Consider the following 17338-nt stretch of genomic DNA (forward strand, 5'->3'; position numbering starts at 1 on the left):
CAATTACAACCCGTACCTAGTGAATTCTGCTTTTGCAGGATTGGCTCCAAGTGCAGAGATTGGTATTAGTAACACTGGTACTTTTAATCAATTTGAAGGTAGTCCTAAAAGTTTCGCTCTAAGTTTTCATACTCCTCTAAACCGAGGTAAAGTTGGGTTAGGCGCAGGGTTAATTCGTGATGAAGTTGGAGTTACCACCTCAACAAGTGCTTTTGCCACTTACTCATACAAAATCTTTTTTGATACCAAAAAAAACAGACCTTATTGGCAAATATACACCCCCAACTCATTATCCTTTTCTATATCACCTGGTGTGCAGCAATATCAAGATAATTTACTAGAACTTGGTATTATGGACGACCCCAATTTTGCCATGAACATAAATGCAACAATTCCCACTATCGGACTAGGGTTTCTTTTAAATCTTGCCGATGTTTATGTAGGCTTCTCAACCCCCAATGTAATTGGTGATATGCTAGTTTCTGATGATAATGTTGAAATCAATGTACCTTATTACGGATACTTAGGTTACCGATTCTTCTCCAATAAATTTGAAGAATTAATGATTAAACCTAACGTATTATTAAAGTATGAAAATGGTGCTCCTTTTCAGGCGGACATGAATATATCAGTAAGTTTTAGAAACCGTTTTGAACTAGGAACTGGCTACAGAACAAACTCATCAATAAATCTATTAGCCGGAGTATATCTTTTTAAAAATATAAGAGCAATTTACAGTTACAACGTAGCAACTAACGATTCTCCATTAGGTAATGCTCATGGTATTATTGCAACCTACCGTTTTGGAGAAGGTTTTAGTAGAGACTAGATCTTTCTCAATAAATTGTGAATGAATTCTAATTTTTTCTCTACAGGTTTTGAAATTATAAAAGGATAAAGATCATCTTCGCCCATTGAACGGTTCATACTATTCAATGCGAATAATAGCGGTATACCCGTATCCATAACCTTTTTGAAATTAATTTCTTTATAAGGGTCAAAACTAGCATTCATTTTCAGATTTTTCTTAGCCGTGATCTTTGGGTCAGATTTTAGTCCGAAATTATAGGCTGTTTCAAGAACATCGGTCAGGTGTAAATAATGAGACCATGTTTCTGCCCAATCTTCCCATGGGTGAGATGATGCATACTTACTAATAAAACTTCGTTGCCAATTTGCCTGTGGACCATTATTATAGTGATTAGCCAATGCATCTGCATAAGACTCGGATTCATTACCAAAAACGCTTCTAAATTCCGCTAAAACATCTGGATTATCACGAATAAGCAAATCCCAATAATAATGCCCTACTTCATGCCTAAAATGCCCAAGCAAGGTTCTATAACGCTCAGCCATTTGCTGTTTTACCTGCTCACGAACAACAGGGTCTGCTTCCGCTATCATAAGAGTGATTACACCATCTGCATGCCCCGTTTTTAAACTTTTGGAACCTTCCGGCAAATCATCTTTGTCTAAAAAATCAAAACAAAAACCCTTTTGATTATTTGTGATTTTACTGACAACAGGTAATCTAAAACGTAAGAGTTGATATATTAATCTATGTTTGGCAATTTCAATATGTTTCCACTTTTCTAAATTGTCTTCATCCAAAAGATGTGGAATAGTTCTATTTAAAGTACATGCAAGGCAAAACTTACGCCCTCTAGAAACATCTATAAGCCAATTACAAACCCTATGTTTATAGTTTTCACAATACTCATAGGTTTTTCCATCGAGTTCGTCAACCTGCCATGCGGTAGCATCTGGATCTAATGAAACAATTTTATTATAATATGAAGAATAGCCAAGTTTGAAACCGCAGTTTAAACATGTATTGTTCTCAAAAACAACTGTATTCTTACAATTGGTACACTGAAATAATTTCATATCCTACAGCCTCTTTTAACAGAGAGGAGACAGTGTGCTATTTAATCATCTTGAGATTTATCACCTCTTGGTCAGTCAAATATCTCCAGTGTCCTCTTGGTAAATCTTTTTTAGTAAGACCACCGTATACCACTCTATCCATTTTCTGAATCTTATACCCTAGGGTATCAAAAATGCGTTCTACAATTTTATTTCTAGAACTATAGATTTCAATACCAACCTCTCTTTTTGGAGCATCGGCTATGAAACTAACATCTTGTACACGAACCGCCTTTTCATCTACAACTACACCTTCTTGTATCTTCTTTAAATCTGCACTTCTTAACTCTTGGTCCAAAACCAAATGATAAATCTTACGCATTCCATTTACAGGGCTCTTCAGCACTTTGGTCATACTGCCATCATTAGTAAACAAAAGTAAACCTGTATGCTCTTTTTCTAGTTTATCTACCGGCAATAATTTTGACTTGGATGCACTAGATATTAATCCAGAAACATGTCTTTTACCACGTTCATCTCTTATGGTAGTTACAAAATCTTTAGGCTTGTTTAGAAGAACATATTCTCTCTTCACAGGATTTAATAATTGACCATCAAATTTTACCTCATCGCTCAATTTTACCTTATAGCCCATTTCAGTAATAGGTTTTCCATTCACGGTAACATTACCTGCTGCTATATAAATATCAGCATCTCTTCTAGAGCATACTCCGGAGTTAGCTACATATTTATTTAATCTAATAGAATTTGGATCTTTAGGTTTGGCAGGCGCTGCATTTTTTTTAACGGGTGCATTACCACGAGCATAGCTCTTTTTCTTGAAATTACCACCTTGCCTACCTGAAGCATTTTTTCCCCTACTAGAATCATCCCTACTCATAACTGTACTAATTTTGCACAAAGGTAGGAAATTGCATTGCGGTTCAAATAGTTATATGAAACATATTACGAACAACTATAGTATTCTGTTCAAAACTAACTGTATGTCTATAAGAAGTATACTAAAAACACCCATAACTATGATAAGTTTTAGAATATTATGTAGCCAAACATAGTCTTTACGGGCTTTTGCTTTAAAAAGTAGTACAATGAACAAAATCATTAAGAGCACACACAATACAAAGTAAAAGTTCATATACCCTACATCAAAACGAAAAATCAATAATAAAGATGGTACCAGGGTCAAAAAAATTAAAAAAGAAATTAGCAATTTTGAAGTTCTAGACCCATATATAATAGGAATGGTTCTATAATTCTGAGCCAAATCTCCTGAAATATTTTCCAAATCTTTCACCATTTCACGAGCTAGTATCAACAAAAAGAGAAATACTGCATGAACAAATATGACCGGCTGAATATTCTTATAATAAACGAACACCACAAAAAAGGGTGTAATTGCCAAAGTAGCTGATATGAAATTACCTAAAAACGGAATTCGTTTTAACTTATGCGAATAAATCCAAATACCAAAAATGTAAGATGAAAAAAAGAATACAGCTTTGAACGAAACATAGCTAGCTACTACTACCGCCAAAAAATTCAACACAAAGTAGGTTGTTAATTTAAACCGTTGGCTCACCAAACGATCTAGCATACTTTTTCGTGGTTTATTTATTAAATCTTTCTCTGCATCGTAAAAATTATTAATGATATAACCACCGGCAATGACCAATGCAGATGCCAATACAATAACAAAGAGATTAATATCAAATACTACTTTACGAACCGGAAGCTCTGGTGCAAGTATATAAATAGACGCCAAATATTGAGCTAGTGCTATAACTAATATGTTATACCCTCTAACCACTGAAAACAGACTCAGTACTTTTAAAAGTAAGAGTTTATTTCTTCTATTAAGCATTTATGAAAATTACCTAAAAATTATAGACTACTTCTAGTTTATAGTCTTTTAACGCAGTTTTAGCTTTTTCAAAATCTTCTGTAAAGCCTAAAATATACCCGCCACCACCTGAGCCACAGAGCTTTAAGTAGTAATCGTTGGTATCGATTCCGTTTTTCCATAAAGCATGGAATTTGGCAGGAATCATAGGTTTAAAATTGTCTAAAACAACATGCGAAAGTTGTTTTAAATTTCCGAATAAAGATTGAATATTGCCATTCACGAAATCTTCTACACAAGCATCGGTATGTTTAATGAACTGGTTCTTTAGCATACTTCTAAAGCCATCATTTTTCATTTGTTCCATGAAAATCTGAACCATAGGTGCTGTTTCACCAATAATACCGCTATCTAATAAAAATACTGCCCCCTTACCTTCTGCATTTTGAGAAGGAATACTAGTTGACTCAATATTGTCTTTAGAGTTTATAAGAATAGGAAGGCTCAAATAGCTATTTAAAGGATCAAGACCAGATGATTTACCATGAAAAAACGATTCCATTTTACCGAATATCGTTTTAAGTTTCAATAGCTTTTCTCTAGTTAAATTCTCAAGAACCGTTATTTTATCTTGTGCATATTTATCATAGATAGCTGCTACCAAAGCACCACTACTACCCACTCCATACCCTTGTGGTATAGAACTATCAAAATACATACCCTCAGCAACATCTGCTTTTAAAAGGTCCAAATCAAAAGAAACCAAATTCGGCTCAGTTACAGTAAGCTCTTCTAAATAAACAGCATATGACTCTAAACTCTCATTAGATTTTATTGCCTCTTTTGACATATTGGCATCAGACTTCAAAGCTCCTTTATAAAAATTATAAGGTATTGATAATCCTTTGGAATCCTTAATGATACCATACTCTCCAAAGAGAAGAATTTTTGAATAAAAAAGAGGTCCTTTCATTTTTTAAAAACTAAGCAAATATTGAAACTTATATAAATATAGTCAAAGATTCACAAAAAGTTTAACGTTTTACCCTAAAAGATTAAACAAATTAGATGAATCATTCCCTTACAAACGTTTTTTGTAAAGAAATAGTACTTAAATCACCTACAACTTCTTAGCACCCAGACCAATTCGATCGCAAATATACTGCCCATTTTGACAATAGGGCACTAACTTCTCCTTAATAAACGGAAAAACGATATCTTTTTCATTTTCAGGATATAAGACATGAACATTGGCTCCTGCATCTAAAGTAAAACAAACATGTGTCTTAGATACTTGCCTAAACTTCCATATCTCATTAATAATAGAGAGGGTGTTAGGTTTCATCAATATAAAATACGGATTGCTTGTCATCATCATGGCATGCAATGTAAGTGCTTCACTTTCCACAATATTTATAAACGTATCTAAATCTCCTTCTGACAAAACAGATTTTAGCTTCTGTAAATTATCATGTGCTTGATCAAACCTTTGCTTAGCGAATGGGTGCCCGTGCATTAACTCATGACCCACCGTACTACTTACTTGCTTTTCCCCTTTATCTACCAATAAAATAGTATCATGAAAATTATTCAATACGTCATGTACTTTATCAGGATATTTTATTCCAAATAAGTTTGAACTTCCTTCTATTGAAGGTGTTTCACCCCATTGCACCAAAGGTCCTTCAATACTGCGACATGCACTACCTGAACCTAACCTTGCTAAAAACGAAACTTTTCTATTAAAATGTTCATTGGAAAGAGTATCTAAAAACGTCTTTTCCATCTCCATAAAGCACAATGCCAAAGCGGACATTCCACTAGCCGATGATGCAATACCACTACTATGCGGAAAAGAATTTGAAGTTTTGATTACAAAGTGATACTCTTTTAGAAATGGCAGATAGACTTCTATTCTCTTTAAAAACGTATTTATTTTTGGCTTGAATTCTTCTTTTGCCTCACCTTCAAAAAAAAGATCAAAAGAAAACTCGTCACTTTTTTGATCCTTCTTTTTATAATTTACACTGGTTTTAGTAACACATGCCGCAAGGGTAAAACTTATAGATGGATTTGCAGGTATCTGATTATCTCTCTTTCCCCAATACTTTACCAAAGCAATATTACTGGGAGAAGAATACGAAACCGTGCCCTCTTCTTTCAATGTTGTATATGGAACTGGAATAAAATCTTTTTCTGACATTGAATTTTCAATTTGTGCAAATATAGTTTTTAGGGCAATCAATAAAAATAAATCCTTATTTTAGAGCTAAACACCAACCAATTGAAAAGAAAATTAACGTACGTCTTTATTGGTATTATTGTCTGCTCTACCATAGGTTTTCTAAGCAGTGTTGTTACACAAAGCTCTGTAAACGATTGGTATATGACATTGAACAAGCCAAGTTTTAACCCACCAAATTGGATTTTTGCACCTGTTTGGAGCGTTCTTTATGTAATGATGGGCGTTTCTGTAGGTTGGGTCTGGGCAAAAGGATTTCATCATAAATGGGTAAAAACCGGACTGTACCATTTTGGGTTTCAGCTACTTTTAAACGGATTGTGGAGCATTGTGTTTTTTGGTCTGAAACAGCCTTTTTATGCACTTTTAATAATTATTGCTCTTTTAATAGTGCTGATATTAACCTTTAAATGGTTTAGAGTAGTAAGTAAAATTGGCGCTTATTTATTGATTCCGTATATATTATGGGTATGCTTTGCAACAGCTTTGAACTTTAAAATCTGGGAACTGAACTAACCGACCATTTCTAACAACTTATTCATTGTTCTATAATTTCTGGTCGTTGCCAGTACTTTTAATTTTCGCTCTAAAAGATTATTATTCAACTTTGCTTTGCCATACCCAGCATTACACTTTAGATAAATACAACTGTCAGAAATTGAAAACTCCTCATTTGTAAAAACTTCCGTTCTAAACTTACTTAACCCTTCAATATTCGGTTTCTCATTGATAAGAACGAAATAGAGCTGCTTTTTAATGATTTTATCATTAGATGCAAACGGATTCTCATTTAATATAGCAGACAACTGCTCAACTGTTTTTACAATAATTGGCACCTCAAAACCAAATCTCTTTAAAATAGCTGCTGCAATTAGCCTTTCTAATTCTGATGTAGATTTAATTACGCTTTTAAAAACAATATTACCACTTTGAATATAAGTCTTAACATCTTGTAGCTTTATACTTTCGCATAATTCTCGAAGTTCAGCCATAGGAATTTTATTCTTTCCGCTGACATTTATCCCCCTCAAGAATGCGATGTACGCTATCATGATTAATGCGTTTTTGCGTTTAAATCTTCAACGACTCCATTGGCAGCAATATAACCACCTGTCCAAGCATTTTGAAAGTTAAATCCGCCCGTAATGGCATCTACATTTATAATTTCACCTGCAAAATATAGATCAGGTAAAATTTTACTTTCATAAGTTTTAAAATTGATTTCCTTTAAGTCTACACCACCGGCGGTAACGAACTCTTCTTTAAAAGTACTTTTTCCGTTTACTTGAAAAACACCTGCAGTCAATTGTTCTGACAATAAAGTTAATTGTTGTTTTGATATTTCTGGCCATGTTGTTGTATCATCTATACCAGCTGCTTTTACCAAGTTTGCCCATAAACGTTTAGGAATATCTAACACCTTGGTTCTTAGAACAGTTTTCTTTTCAACCTGTTTTACTTTTAAAAACAATTCCAGTAATCCGTTTTGGTGATATTCCGGAACCCAATTCACCTGAATTTTGAATTGATAGTTATACGCTTCTAAGATCCTTGCTCCCCATGCAGAGAGCTTTAAAATAGCTGGTCCGCTCATTCCCCAATGCGTAACCAATAACGGTCCGTCCGAAAACAAACCCGATGCATCAAATTTAGTTTTTGAAGACTTTTTGCCAAAATTCTTTTTCGGTATTACCTTCACTTCAGCATGAGTGGCTACACCAGGTATATCTTTTATTCGGTCATCTTTTATATTGAATGTAAACAATGATGGTACTGGCGGAACAATTGTATGGCCTAACCCCTCAATATATTTCCAAATTTTAGGATTGCTTCCTGTAGCCAGGATAAGCTTTTTGCAGTACATACAACCTTCGCCGATGGTTACTTTCCATTTTTTGCCCGGTTCTTCATTTATTTGCTCTATTCCTGTTACGGAGCAAAGCGTTTTTACTTGAATACCTAACCTTTCTGCCTCTGAGACAAAACAGTCTATTATTGTCTGCGATGAATTACTGACCGGGAACATTCTACCATCGTCTTCTATTTTTAAGGCTACGCCGCGTTCTTCAAAAAAACCAACGGTATCACCACTTGCATAGGTATGAAATGGACCTAAAAGTTCTTTCTCACCTCTTGGATAGTTCTTGCTTAAATCTGCGGGATTAAATTCTGCATGGGTAACATTACAACGACCACCACCAGAAACTTTAACCTTAGTGAGAACCTCTTTACCACGCTCTAATATTGCAATCTTTGTATTTGGTCTTTTCTCTGCGATATGAATTGCTGCATAAAAACCTGCTGCGCCACCACCAATTACTAAAACATCATACATTATTTAACCCGTTCAGGAAAGTTTGTAATAATACCGTCTACAGATATACGTTTCATGGCATCAATATCTGCAGGTTCGTTAACCGTCCAAGTATAGATTTTAAAACCAGCATCCCTAATGGTATTTGCCTTCTCTAAATCTAGATTTTTGAAATATGGGTTTATAGCTACCGCATTCAATTCTTTAGCAACAGGTATGGCATCTACCGGGTCTTCTTCTGTCAATACTGCAATAGCTACATTTGGGTTGTGTTTACGCATTTCCCTAAGCTCGTCCCAATTAAAACTTGAGATGATAAAATTATCTGGAGACCAGTTTTTCTTTTCTATGTAGTACTTCATGATATGATTGACCTTATCTGCAGTACCGGCACCTTTCAATTCTATGTTTAGGGCTACTTTATTGTCTATTAACTTTAAAACATCTTGTAGCATAGGTATTTTATGTCCACCTTCAACAATTACCTGCATTAAATCAACAACGTAATAATCTTCTATATTACCCGGTGCATTTGTTAATCGATCTAATTTATCATCATGAAAAACTGCAATCTCACCACTTTTAATTTTAAAAACATCAATCTCTATCATATCCACACCTAAGTCCATTGCCTTTTGAATAGACGGCAAAGTGTTTTCGGTTTCGTGCCCCATGGCTCCTCTATGACCAATTACTAATGGTTCTTCTTTCATATGACAAGATGCTAAAGTGAGACAAAGTAGAGCTAACGTAATTCTTTTAAACATGTTCTATAGATTTATTTCAAAAATAAAGGATTCTAAAGGATTTAAGCTAATTGAAATATGCCCTTCTCCGTTTTCTATACGCAAAGTATTATCATGCCCATATAACTTATCGTTCAACGAGTAACTACCCTCTTTCAATTTCCATAAATTTATTAAATCTACCGGTATTTTCAAATCGAACGAAAAATGGTCGTTTACATCAAAGTTTGATACTATAATCAGTTTTTGATTCTCAGACCACCGTACATAGGACAATACCCTATGATTATAATTTTCTGTAATTTCCTTATTATAAAAATGAATCTCTCTATAAGCACCCATTAGCGCTTCACTGCCAATGGTAAAATTCAATAGTCTTTTATAGAAATCTCTTAATGAAGCTTCTTCAGGTGTGGATTGACCACCATCAAATTTTTTGTTGTTTACCCACCTTTGATGATGGGGAACACCAATATAATCGAATATAGAAGTTCTTGACGGACTACCAAACCCTGCATGTTCTGCAGCTGGTTCACCTACTTCTTGTCCAAAATAAATCATTGTTGGCGATGTACTTATCGTGGCAGAAACAACCATGGCGGGTCTACCGATTTCAGCATTACCCACAAATTCTGGACTCGCAATACGTTGCTCATCATGATTCTCTAAAAAATGAAGCATGTTATGCTCAATATCTTTTAAACCGTTTTGAACAACAGGTAGGTGATCAGACCATCCATACCCTTTCATAATATGTTTTAGTCCATCATAAAAATCTACCTTATCATATAAATAATCCATCTTACCTTTATGAATATAGGTTCTATATAAATCTGGATTATACACCTCTGCCATTATAAAGGCGTTAGGATTATTCATTTTAATCGATGAATTCATATAGCTCCAGAATTCTACCGGAACCATTTCTGCCATATCATATCTAAAACCATCAACACCCATTGCCAACCAATACAAGGCAACATCCTTAAATTTTCTCCATGAGCTTGGCACTACTTTTTTTTCCCAATAATTAAAATGTTCCTTATAATCTTTCTCCCCGTAATCATTTGGCAACATATCAAAATCCAATCTGCCATCTGGTCTTACACCGTAATTTATTCTAACGGTCTCATACCAATCATTCATATCTGGTTGCGGACTGCGAGAACCATTACCCGTCCATTTCGCTGGAACCTCTTTTAATTTAGAATAGGAAAAATTTGGAACATCTCCACCTAACGGAACATAACCATCTCGCCATTGAGGGGTTTGAAATTCTGTTCCGGGAATGTAATAAAAGTTATTATCTTTTTGATATTCCACAGATGTATCATCACCAAACCCGAAGTCAGAAACACCTTTGGGATTCGTTTTACCTTCATATTTTCTAGCAACATGATTAGGCACAATATCTATGATAACCTTCATACCCGCTTTATGCGTGCGATCAATCAAAGATTTGAACTCCTTTAGCCTTTTTGATGGGTCTTCAGCTAAATCTGGGTTAACATTGTAATAATCTTTAACCGCATAAGGAGAGCCTGCCCTACCTTTAACAACTGCCGGATCATCATTAGAAATACCAATTTCAGTATAATCATTAATCACCGCGTGATGCGGAATACCGGTAAACCAAATATGGGTAACTCCTAAATCTTTAATTTCTGCAAGTGCCTTATTATTAAAATCAGCAAATTTCCCGACCCCGTTTTCGTCAATAGTACCCCACGGTTTATTATTGGTATTAGTATTTCCAAAAAGTCTGGTAAATACATGATAAATTACAATCTTACTATTCATGGGGCAAATCGCTTTTAAACTTTACAGCACTAAACTAATGACTAATTATACGGTTGTCAATTCATCTGGCGATAACGCCACTTTTTTTCCATTAACACGAATGGTCACTTCTTCAGTTCCCATCAATTGAAAAGTAGTATTCTTTGCAGTGACATTTACCTTTATTATTCTATTTCTAAAATTGACCTTAAAAGAATATGCATTCCACTGATTAGGTATTTGAGGATTAAAGGATAATTTATCATTGATAACACGCATGCCGCCAAAACCTTCGACAATACTCATCCAAGTACCTGCCATAGATGTAATATGCAAACCTTCTTCCACCTCTTTATTATAATCATCTAAATCTAACCTAGATGTCCTTAAGTAGAAATTATAGGCTTGTTCCATTCTACCTAATTTAGCCGCCTGAATACTATGCACACATGGTGACAATGAAGATTCATGAACCGTAAAAGGTTCGTAAAAATCAAAATGTTTTTCTAAATCTTCCGTAGAGAAATCCTCTTCAAAAAAGTAAAAACCCTGCAAAACATCTGCTTGCTTAATGTATGGAGATCTTAAAATTCTATCCCAACTCCATTTTTGATTAATTGGCCTGTCCGACTTTGGTAATTCATCAACCCGTACCAAATCTTTATCCAAGAAACCGTCTTGCTGCAAGAATACACCATGCTCTTTTGAATACGGAAAGTACATTTTACTTGCTACTTTCTTCCATTTTTCACACTCCCTATCGGTAAGTTTGGTTTTACCAATAATTCTATCATAATCATCAGGATAACCGTTCTTAACCTTATCTAATTGAGTTAGCGTATAGTTAATACACCATTTTGCCAAATAGTTGGTATACCAGTTATTATTGACATTATTCTCATATTCATTAGGTCCCGTAACCCCAAGCATTACATATTTATTTTTATCCTTTGACAAGTTTACACGTTGGTGCCAAAATCTAGAAATAGCGATAAGCACTTCTAATCCCATTTCCGGTATGTAGCTATAATCACCTGTATATCTAAAGTAATTATGAATGGCAAAAGCAATTGCTCCGTTTCTATGAATCTCCTCAAATGTAATCTCCCATTCATTATGACATTCTTCACCGTTCATGGTTACCATGGGGTATAATGCTGCACCATTAGAGAATCCTAACTTCTTAGCATTTTCAATAGCTTTTTCTAAGTGATTGTAACGATACTTCAATAGCTTTCTAGCTACCTTATCATCTTTGGTGGCCATGTAAAATGGAATGCAATAAGCCTCAGTATCCCAATAAGTACTACCACCATACTTTTCACCAGTAAATCCTTTAGGACCAATATTTAATCTAGAGTCTGTTCCTAAATAGGTCTGGTTCAATTGAAAAATATTAAAACGAATACCTTGTTGTGCCTTTATATCACCTTCAATAACGATATCGCTCATGTCCCAAATAGCAGCCCATGCTTCTATTTGTTTTTGCATTAAGCCATCAAAACCTAAAGCACTTACTTTATTTAAACTATTATTGGCTACCTGTATCAATTCTTCATTTGGGTGATTTCTTGAAACTACATAACCACCAAACTTGGTCAACGTAACCGAAGAATTTGCTTTTACGTTTTGTTCAAATTTTAAAGACACAAAATTATCTGTCTTTTCTGAAGGAACGCCTACTACTTCATTACCATTATACTCTAGAGATGCCTGCATAAACGTACAGGTCTTAAAGTCAGTTTTCATGGTATGCGCCTCTATAAAAGCACGATTATCAGCAGCAGTAACATTTGTAGTGTTCCAGAATTTATCATCCCAATTGCTATCTTCATTGGTAATACCACTATCTAAGTATGGCTCAAATACCACTTTAGCATCGGCTTTTAACACATTAACAGTGTATGATATAGCACCAACTTCATCAATATCTAAACTTAAGAACCGCTTTACAATTACATCAATTTCTACATTATTTGATGATACAGCTTGAAAACTACGGGTATAAACACCCTCTTCCATATTTAGCTCTCTTCTAAAATTTGAAATCTTTTTACACGTTGCAATGTCAAATTCCTCATCATTTAAATAGATTTTGATTCCTATCCAATTAGGAGCGTTAAGCACCTTTGCAAAATATTCTGGATACCCGTTTTTCCACCAACCCACACGCGTTTTATCCGGATAATAAACACCAGCAATATAACTACCTTGAAAAGTCTCACCTGTATAGGTTTCCTCAAAATTGGCACGTTGCCCCATAGCACCGTTACCGATACTAAATATACTTTCTGAAGATTTTACATTTTCACTGTCAAATCCTTCTTCGATAATGCTCCAATTATCTGGTTTTATATAATCTTGATTCATGAAATTTAAATTGAATTGATATTTTGAAAAATGAAATTAAAATACTGCTATCTTAATTTATCCTTTATGTTCTTTATTGATTAGCGATTCTAAAAAATCATCGCTTATTCCTGTAAAGTCAGTAAAATTGTAGTCGGCCTCATTAAGTATTTCAGCATCTCCTATTCCTATGCTTACCATACCTGCAGCATTAGCTGCTTGAATACCTGCAACCGCATCTTCAAAAACAACACATGAGCTTGGGTCAACACTTAAATTTTTGGCTGCAATTAAAAATACTTCTGGGTCAGGTTTTGCTTTTGTAACATTATTACCATCAACAATACTATCAAAATACGGTAATAAATCAACTTTCTCTAAAATTGGTTTTGCATTTTTACTAGCAGAACCTAAGGCTATAGGAATATTTTTTTTCTTTAAATATTTAAGTACTCTTGGTACATCCGGTAAAATTTCACTTGCGTCCATCTTTTCTATATACGCAAGATAATCTACGTTTTTCTCTACCATCCAAGTATCAAACTGTTCTTGCGTCGCTTTTATACTCCCAATATCCAAAAGAATTTCCAAGCACCTTTTTCTACTTACACCTTTAAACAATTCATTTTGCTCCTTTGTAAATTCAAAACCCAACTCTTTGGCTAGTTTATGCCAAGCCAAAAAATGGTATTTTGCGGTATCGACAATGACACCATCCAAATCAAATATAAAACCTACTTTTTTCATTTTCATTCTTCTATTTATTGATTGTTGAACCACGTTTAATTAAGGTGGCGTCTATAACCTTGGTTTTAAAAGGTGCATCTTCTATTTCTGTAGACTCCATTCTATCTATTAAAAACTTTGCTGCATTTTCTCCCATTATTTCACCGTGTTGCGCTATTGTAGTTAATTTTGGTGACGAATACTTAGATAGAATTCCATCAGTAAATCCAATTATAGAGATATCATTGGGCACATTGTATCCAAAATGCTGAATTATACTCATACACTGAACAGCAAAAATCTCATTAACACATAACACTGCATCAATTTCCTTATTTTGAAAAAACTCTGTAATCAGGTTGGTGTTATCCAAACCATGTGGTAATGTTAGTATTAAATTATCATCTACTTTAATATTATGATTTTTTAATGCTTGCAAATAGCCTTCTTTTCTACTTTCACTTACATTAAAATAATCTTCGGTAGTTATCAAAGCGATTTTCTTTGATCCGGCACTAATAAAATGCTCAACCGCGTCAATAGATATTACTCTATCATTCAACACTACCTTATCACAATCTATTTCTTCGGTAATACGATCAAACAGCACAATCGGTATTCCCTGATCCAATAACTCTTTTAAATGCGTAAAATCGTTCTTAAGCTGCGTTTCAGCACTTAATGAGAGTATGAACCCGTCAATACTTCCATTAGCCAACATTTCCATATTGATAACTTCTTTATCAAATGATTCATCAGAAATACAAACAATAACATTGTAACCTTTACTGTTCGCATACTTTTCAATACCTCTAAAAACAGTAGTAAAAAAATGGTGTACAATATCAGGTATTACTACACCAATATTCTTGGTTCTCTTATTCTTAAGACTAAGAGCAATATTATTAGGACGGTAATTATAGAATTTTGCAAATGCTTTAATTCTATCTTTTGTGTCTTTGCTAATTTCCTTACTATTTTTTAAAGCTTTTGACACTGTAGAAATAGAAACATCTAGTTCTTTAGCAATGTCTTTCAATGTGATTTTTGGTTTCAAAAAAGGAATTTTAAGTTTTCTGTTTTAAGATAAGAACTTAAATTATTCTAAAAGTTAAAGTTTAAAATTGACAGGTAAATGGTAAATATATTGAAAAAAGTATTTTTTATATATTTGTATTGTTATCACATATTCATATTTAACCCTGTATCTAATTAAGAATATCATAAAAACGCCTATTAACATTCATTATACTCGTAAAAATAAAAAGTTATCAACACGAAACCGTTTTCGTAACTTTTTAAACTTGCCTATACACTTATCAACACACCTTTTTACATATTTTTAACTATTGAAATTAAATTAACTCAACTTAAATTAACAATTTATGAAGATTACATTCCTAAAAAGTCTGTTAGTTCTGGGTGCATTTTTGTGCTTTGGATTTATACAGGCACAAGAAGTATCTGGAACTGTTTCAGATGCAAGTGGACCTTTACCAGGAGCTAGTGTTCTTGAAAAAGGAACAACGAATGGTACACAAACTGATTTCGACGGTAATTACACATTGACCCTTGAAAAAGGTGCTGTACTTATCGTTAGTTATATCGGTTACAAAACTCAAGAAGTAACAGTAAACGGTAGAACTTCAATTAATATTTCTCTTGAAGAAGATGCGCAAGCATTGGAAGAAGTTGTAATTATAGGGTACGGTACAACCACCGTGAAAGATGCAACTGGGTCTGTAACTGCAGTAACTGCTGAAGACTTCAATGGTGGTAACATCGCTTCGCCTGAACAATTGATTCAAGGTAAAACTGCCGGTGTTAACATTCAAGAAACTAGTGGTGAACCTGGCGCAGGTATACAAATTAACATTAGAGGTTCTAACTCTGTACGTGCAAACAACAATCCTTTATTTGTTGTAGATGGTGTTCCATTAGGAAGTGGCGATACATCTCCACAAGGGGAAACCGGTTTCGGACAAAGCTCAGTTAAAAACCCATTAAACTTTATTAACCCTAACGATATTGAAAGCATGAGTATCTTGAAAGATGCTTCTGCAACCGCAATTTACGGTTCTCGTGGTGCTAACGGTGTAGTAATTATTACTACTAAAAGTGGAAAAGCGAGCGGAAAAGGCGTTTGGGATTTCTCTAGTTCTTTGAGTATTTCAAAAGCGGCAAATACATTTGATCTTTTAAACGCTTCTGAGTTCTTAGATGGTGTTGACGCTGTAGGAGGTGACTCTAGCGCTGTTAATTTTGGGGCAAATACAGATTGGCAACAAGTAGTATTACGTTCAACTGCTTCTCAAAACCAAAACCTTTCATATTCTAAAAACTATGGCAGCGGTAACGTAAGAGCCACTTTTGGTTACGGAAAACAATTTGGTATCATAGAGAATTCTGACTTGGAAAGAATTACAGGTAGAATTAATGTCAACCAAAGGTTTTTAGACGATAAATTAGTTGTTGGTCTTCAAATGTCCATCGCTAGAATTAATGATTCTCAAGCTCCGATAAGTGCACAAGCAGGTGCTTCAGGTGATGTTTTAGGTGGGGCATATGCCGCTAACCCAACTTGGCCAGCTTCCTCTAGTTTTAATGCAGGAGGGTTAAATGTTAATCCTCAAAATGCCTTAGACAATACACAGAATATTACTAATACAAACAGATACTTATTAAACGGTTCTGTACAATATAATTTTACACCAGAAATTTCTGCAAAATTAAATGCCGGTTTAGATAAAGCTGAAGCTTCTAACACTTCAGTGGTTTCTAAGAACATCAACAACATTGCAGGTGTTACAGATATAGGTAGAGGGAATTATGGCGTACTAGAAAGAAACAACAAAACTTTTGAGGCTACCGTTAATTACAATACGGAATTTGAAAACTCTAGCTTAGAAGCATTAGTAGGATTTGGTTACCAAGATTTTCAAACTTTCGGTTTCAATGCTGCAGGTAGAGGTTATTCTACCGGTGACTTAAACCAAATGGGCGCAGATCTTAGAAGGGCTGTTACTGATTTGCAGAATTCTGTATCTGGATCATACCAACAAGCCTACTATGCACCTAACACAAATGGAGTGTTAATCAATAGATTATTACCATCTGTAATTGCACAAGAAGAACTAGGAAGATCTCTTAATAGTGCCGTAACTTCTGTGTATACAGATTCTTTTGACAACACAGATGAGTTACAATCTTTTTTCACAAGAATTAACTACACGTTAAATGATAAATATTTATTTACAGGTACAATGAGAGCTGATGGTTCTTCTAGGTTTGGACCAGAAAATCAATATGGTTATTTCCCTTCTGGAGCTTTTGCTTGGAAAATGAATGAAGAAGAATTTGTAGGTGAAAACGTATCTACGCTTAAATTACGTTTAAGTGCAGGTATTACAGGTAACCAAGATGGATTGGGATATGGTAATTTTGTCGCAAGACAA

At 34.4% G+C, this 17338-nt stretch carries 15 protein-coding genes; 3 read left to right on the plus strand and 12 right to left on the minus strand.

Annotated features, from left to right (window positions below):
• Positions 1-829 (plus strand): type IX secretion system membrane protein PorP/SprF (locus tag ABJI11_RS08640; RefSeq protein ID WP_348351268.1); only part of this gene is annotated, 829 nt, incomplete at its 5' end.
• Here ABJI11_RS08640 and ABJI11_RS08645 read toward each other — a convergent pair.
• The 5 genes from ABJI11_RS08645 to mvaD form a co-directional block, all read right to left on the minus strand.
• Positions 826-1887: a putative zinc-binding metallopeptidase gene (locus ABJI11_RS08645; RefSeq protein ID WP_348351269.1), complete on the minus strand. Its 1062-nt coding sequence runs from the start codon at positions 1885-1887 to the stop codon at positions 826-828. The two genes, ABJI11_RS08640 and ABJI11_RS08645, sit on opposite strands and share 4 nt — an antisense overlap.
• 37 nt (positions 1888-1924) lie before the next feature.
• On the minus strand, positions 1925-2767 hold the full coding sequence (locus ABJI11_RS08650) for a S4 domain-containing protein (RefSeq protein ID WP_276493591.1): 843 nt from the start codon (positions 2765-2767) through the stop codon (positions 1925-1927).
• Positions 2768-2842: 75 nt separating this feature from the next.
• On the minus strand, positions 2843-3748 hold the full coding sequence (locus ABJI11_RS08655; protein WP_348351270.1) for a geranylgeranylglycerol-phosphate geranylgeranyltransferase: 906 nt from the start codon (positions 3746-3748) through the stop codon (positions 2843-2845).
• A gap of 13 nt (positions 3749-3761) precedes the next feature.
• Positions 3762-4700, minus strand: coding sequence for a mevalonate kinase (locus ABJI11_RS08660; protein WP_276493589.1), 939 nt, complete (start codon positions 4698-4700; stop codon positions 3762-3764).
• Positions 4701-4847: 147 nt separating this feature from the next.
• Positions 4848-5930, minus strand: coding sequence for a diphosphomevalonate decarboxylase (gene mvaD / locus ABJI11_RS08665; protein ID WP_348351273.1), 1083 nt, complete (start codon positions 5928-5930; stop codon positions 4848-4850).
• Positions 5931-6011: 81 nt separating this feature from the next.
• Between mvaD and ABJI11_RS08670 the strand changes: the two genes are divergently transcribed.
• Positions 6012-6485 carry a TspO/MBR family protein gene (locus tag ABJI11_RS08670; RefSeq protein ID WP_348351275.1) on the plus strand — a complete coding sequence of 158 codons (474 nt, stop codon included), beginning with the start codon at positions 6012-6014 and terminating at the stop codon, positions 6483-6485.
• Here ABJI11_RS08670 and ABJI11_RS08675 read toward each other — a convergent pair.
• From ABJI11_RS08675 to ABJI11_RS08705, 7 genes are read right to left on the minus strand one after another with little or no spacing between them, the layout of a single operon-like run.
• Entirely contained in the window at positions 6482-7021 is a 540-nt protein-coding gene (locus ABJI11_RS08675) for a DUF1697 domain-containing protein (RefSeq protein WP_348351277.1), read from the minus strand. The two genes, ABJI11_RS08670 and ABJI11_RS08675, sit on opposite strands and share 4 nt — an antisense overlap.
• A gap of 2 nt (positions 7022-7023) precedes the next feature.
• On the minus strand, positions 7024-8304 hold the full coding sequence (locus ABJI11_RS08680; protein WP_348351279.1) for an NAD(P)/FAD-dependent oxidoreductase: 1281 nt from the start codon (positions 8302-8304) through the stop codon (positions 7024-7026).
• A complete protein-coding gene (locus tag ABJI11_RS08685; protein ID WP_348351281.1) occupies positions 8304-8996 on the minus strand; it encodes a glycerophosphodiester phosphodiesterase family protein in 693 nt (230 codons plus the stop codon). Before ABJI11_RS08685 ends, ABJI11_RS08680 begins: the two co-directional genes overlap by 1 nt.
• A 57-nt stretch (positions 8997-9053) precedes the next feature.
• Complete coding sequence (locus tag ABJI11_RS08690; RefSeq protein ID WP_348351283.1) at positions 9054-10829, minus strand: alpha-amylase family protein; 1776 nt, start codon at positions 10827-10829, stop codon at positions 9054-9056.
• Between the two features lie 45 nt (positions 10830-10874).
• Positions 10875-13178, minus strand: coding sequence for a glycoside hydrolase family 65 protein (locus ABJI11_RS08695; RefSeq protein WP_348351285.1), 2304 nt, complete (start codon positions 13176-13178; stop codon positions 10875-10877).
• Between the two features lie 57 nt (positions 13179-13235).
• The gene (gene pgmB / locus ABJI11_RS08700; RefSeq protein ID WP_348351287.1) at positions 13236-13904 is read right to left on the minus strand and encodes a beta-phosphoglucomutase; all 669 of its coding nucleotides are present in this window, start codon (positions 13902-13904) and stop codon (positions 13236-13238) included.
• A gap of 10 nt (positions 13905-13914) precedes the next feature.
• On the minus strand, positions 13915-14940 hold the full coding sequence (locus ABJI11_RS08705; protein ID WP_348351289.1) for a LacI family DNA-binding transcriptional regulator: 1026 nt from the start codon (positions 14938-14940) through the stop codon (positions 13915-13917).
• A gap of 328 nt (positions 14941-15268) precedes the next feature.
• Here ABJI11_RS08705 and ABJI11_RS08710 point away from each other — a divergent pair.
• A partial coding sequence (locus tag ABJI11_RS08710) for a SusC/RagA family TonB-linked outer membrane protein (RefSeq protein WP_348351291.1) occupies positions 15269-17338 on the plus strand: 2070 nt, incomplete at its 3' end.

Source organism: Maribacter sp. (assembly GCF_039968975.1).
Lineage (GTDB): Bacteria > Bacteroidota > Bacteroidia > Flavobacteriales > Flavobacteriaceae > Maribacter.

Bases quoted from the DNA above. Each gene is read 5' to 3' on its own strand.
- ABJI11_RS08650 (WP_276493591.1), bottom strand. From the start codon at position 2,767: ATGAGTAGGGATGATTCTAGTAGGGGAAAAAATGCTTCAGGTAGGCAA.
- ABJI11_RS08660 (WP_276493589.1), bottom strand. From the start codon at position 4,700: ATGAAAGGACCTCTTTTTTATTCAAAAATTCTTCTCTTTGGAGAGTAT.
- pgmB (WP_348351287.1), bottom strand. From the start codon at position 13,904: ATGAAAAAAGTAGGTTTTATATTTGATTTGGATGGTGTCATTGTCGAT.
- ABJI11_RS08690 (WP_348351283.1), bottom strand. From the start codon at position 10,829: ATGAATAGTAAGATTGTAATTTATCATGTATTTACCAGACTTTTTGGA.
- ABJI11_RS08680 (WP_348351279.1), bottom strand. From the start codon at position 8,304: ATGTATGATGTTTTAGTAATTGGTGGTGGCGCAGCAGGTTTTTATGCA.
- ABJI11_RS08695 (WP_348351285.1), bottom strand. From the start codon at position 13,178: ATGAATCAAGATTATATAAAACCAGATAATTGGAGCATTATCGAAGAA.
- ABJI11_RS08675 (WP_348351277.1), bottom strand. From the start codon at position 7,021: ATGATAGCGTACATCGCATTCTTGAGGGGGATAAATGTCAGCGGAAAG.
- ABJI11_RS08685 (WP_348351281.1), bottom strand. From the start codon at position 8,996: ATGAAAGAAGAACCATTAGTAATTGGTCATAGAGGAGCCATGGGGCAC.
- ABJI11_RS08655 (WP_348351270.1), bottom strand. From the start codon at position 3,748: ATGCTTAATAGAAGAAATAAACTCTTACTTTTAAAAGTACTGAGTCTG.
- mvaD (WP_348351273.1), bottom strand. From the start codon at position 5,930: ATGTCAGAAAAAGATTTTATTCCAGTTCCATATACAACATTGAAAGAA.
- ABJI11_RS08645 (WP_348351269.1), bottom strand. From the start codon at position 1,887: ATGAAATTATTTCAGTGTACCAATTGTAAGAATACAGTTGTTTTTGAG.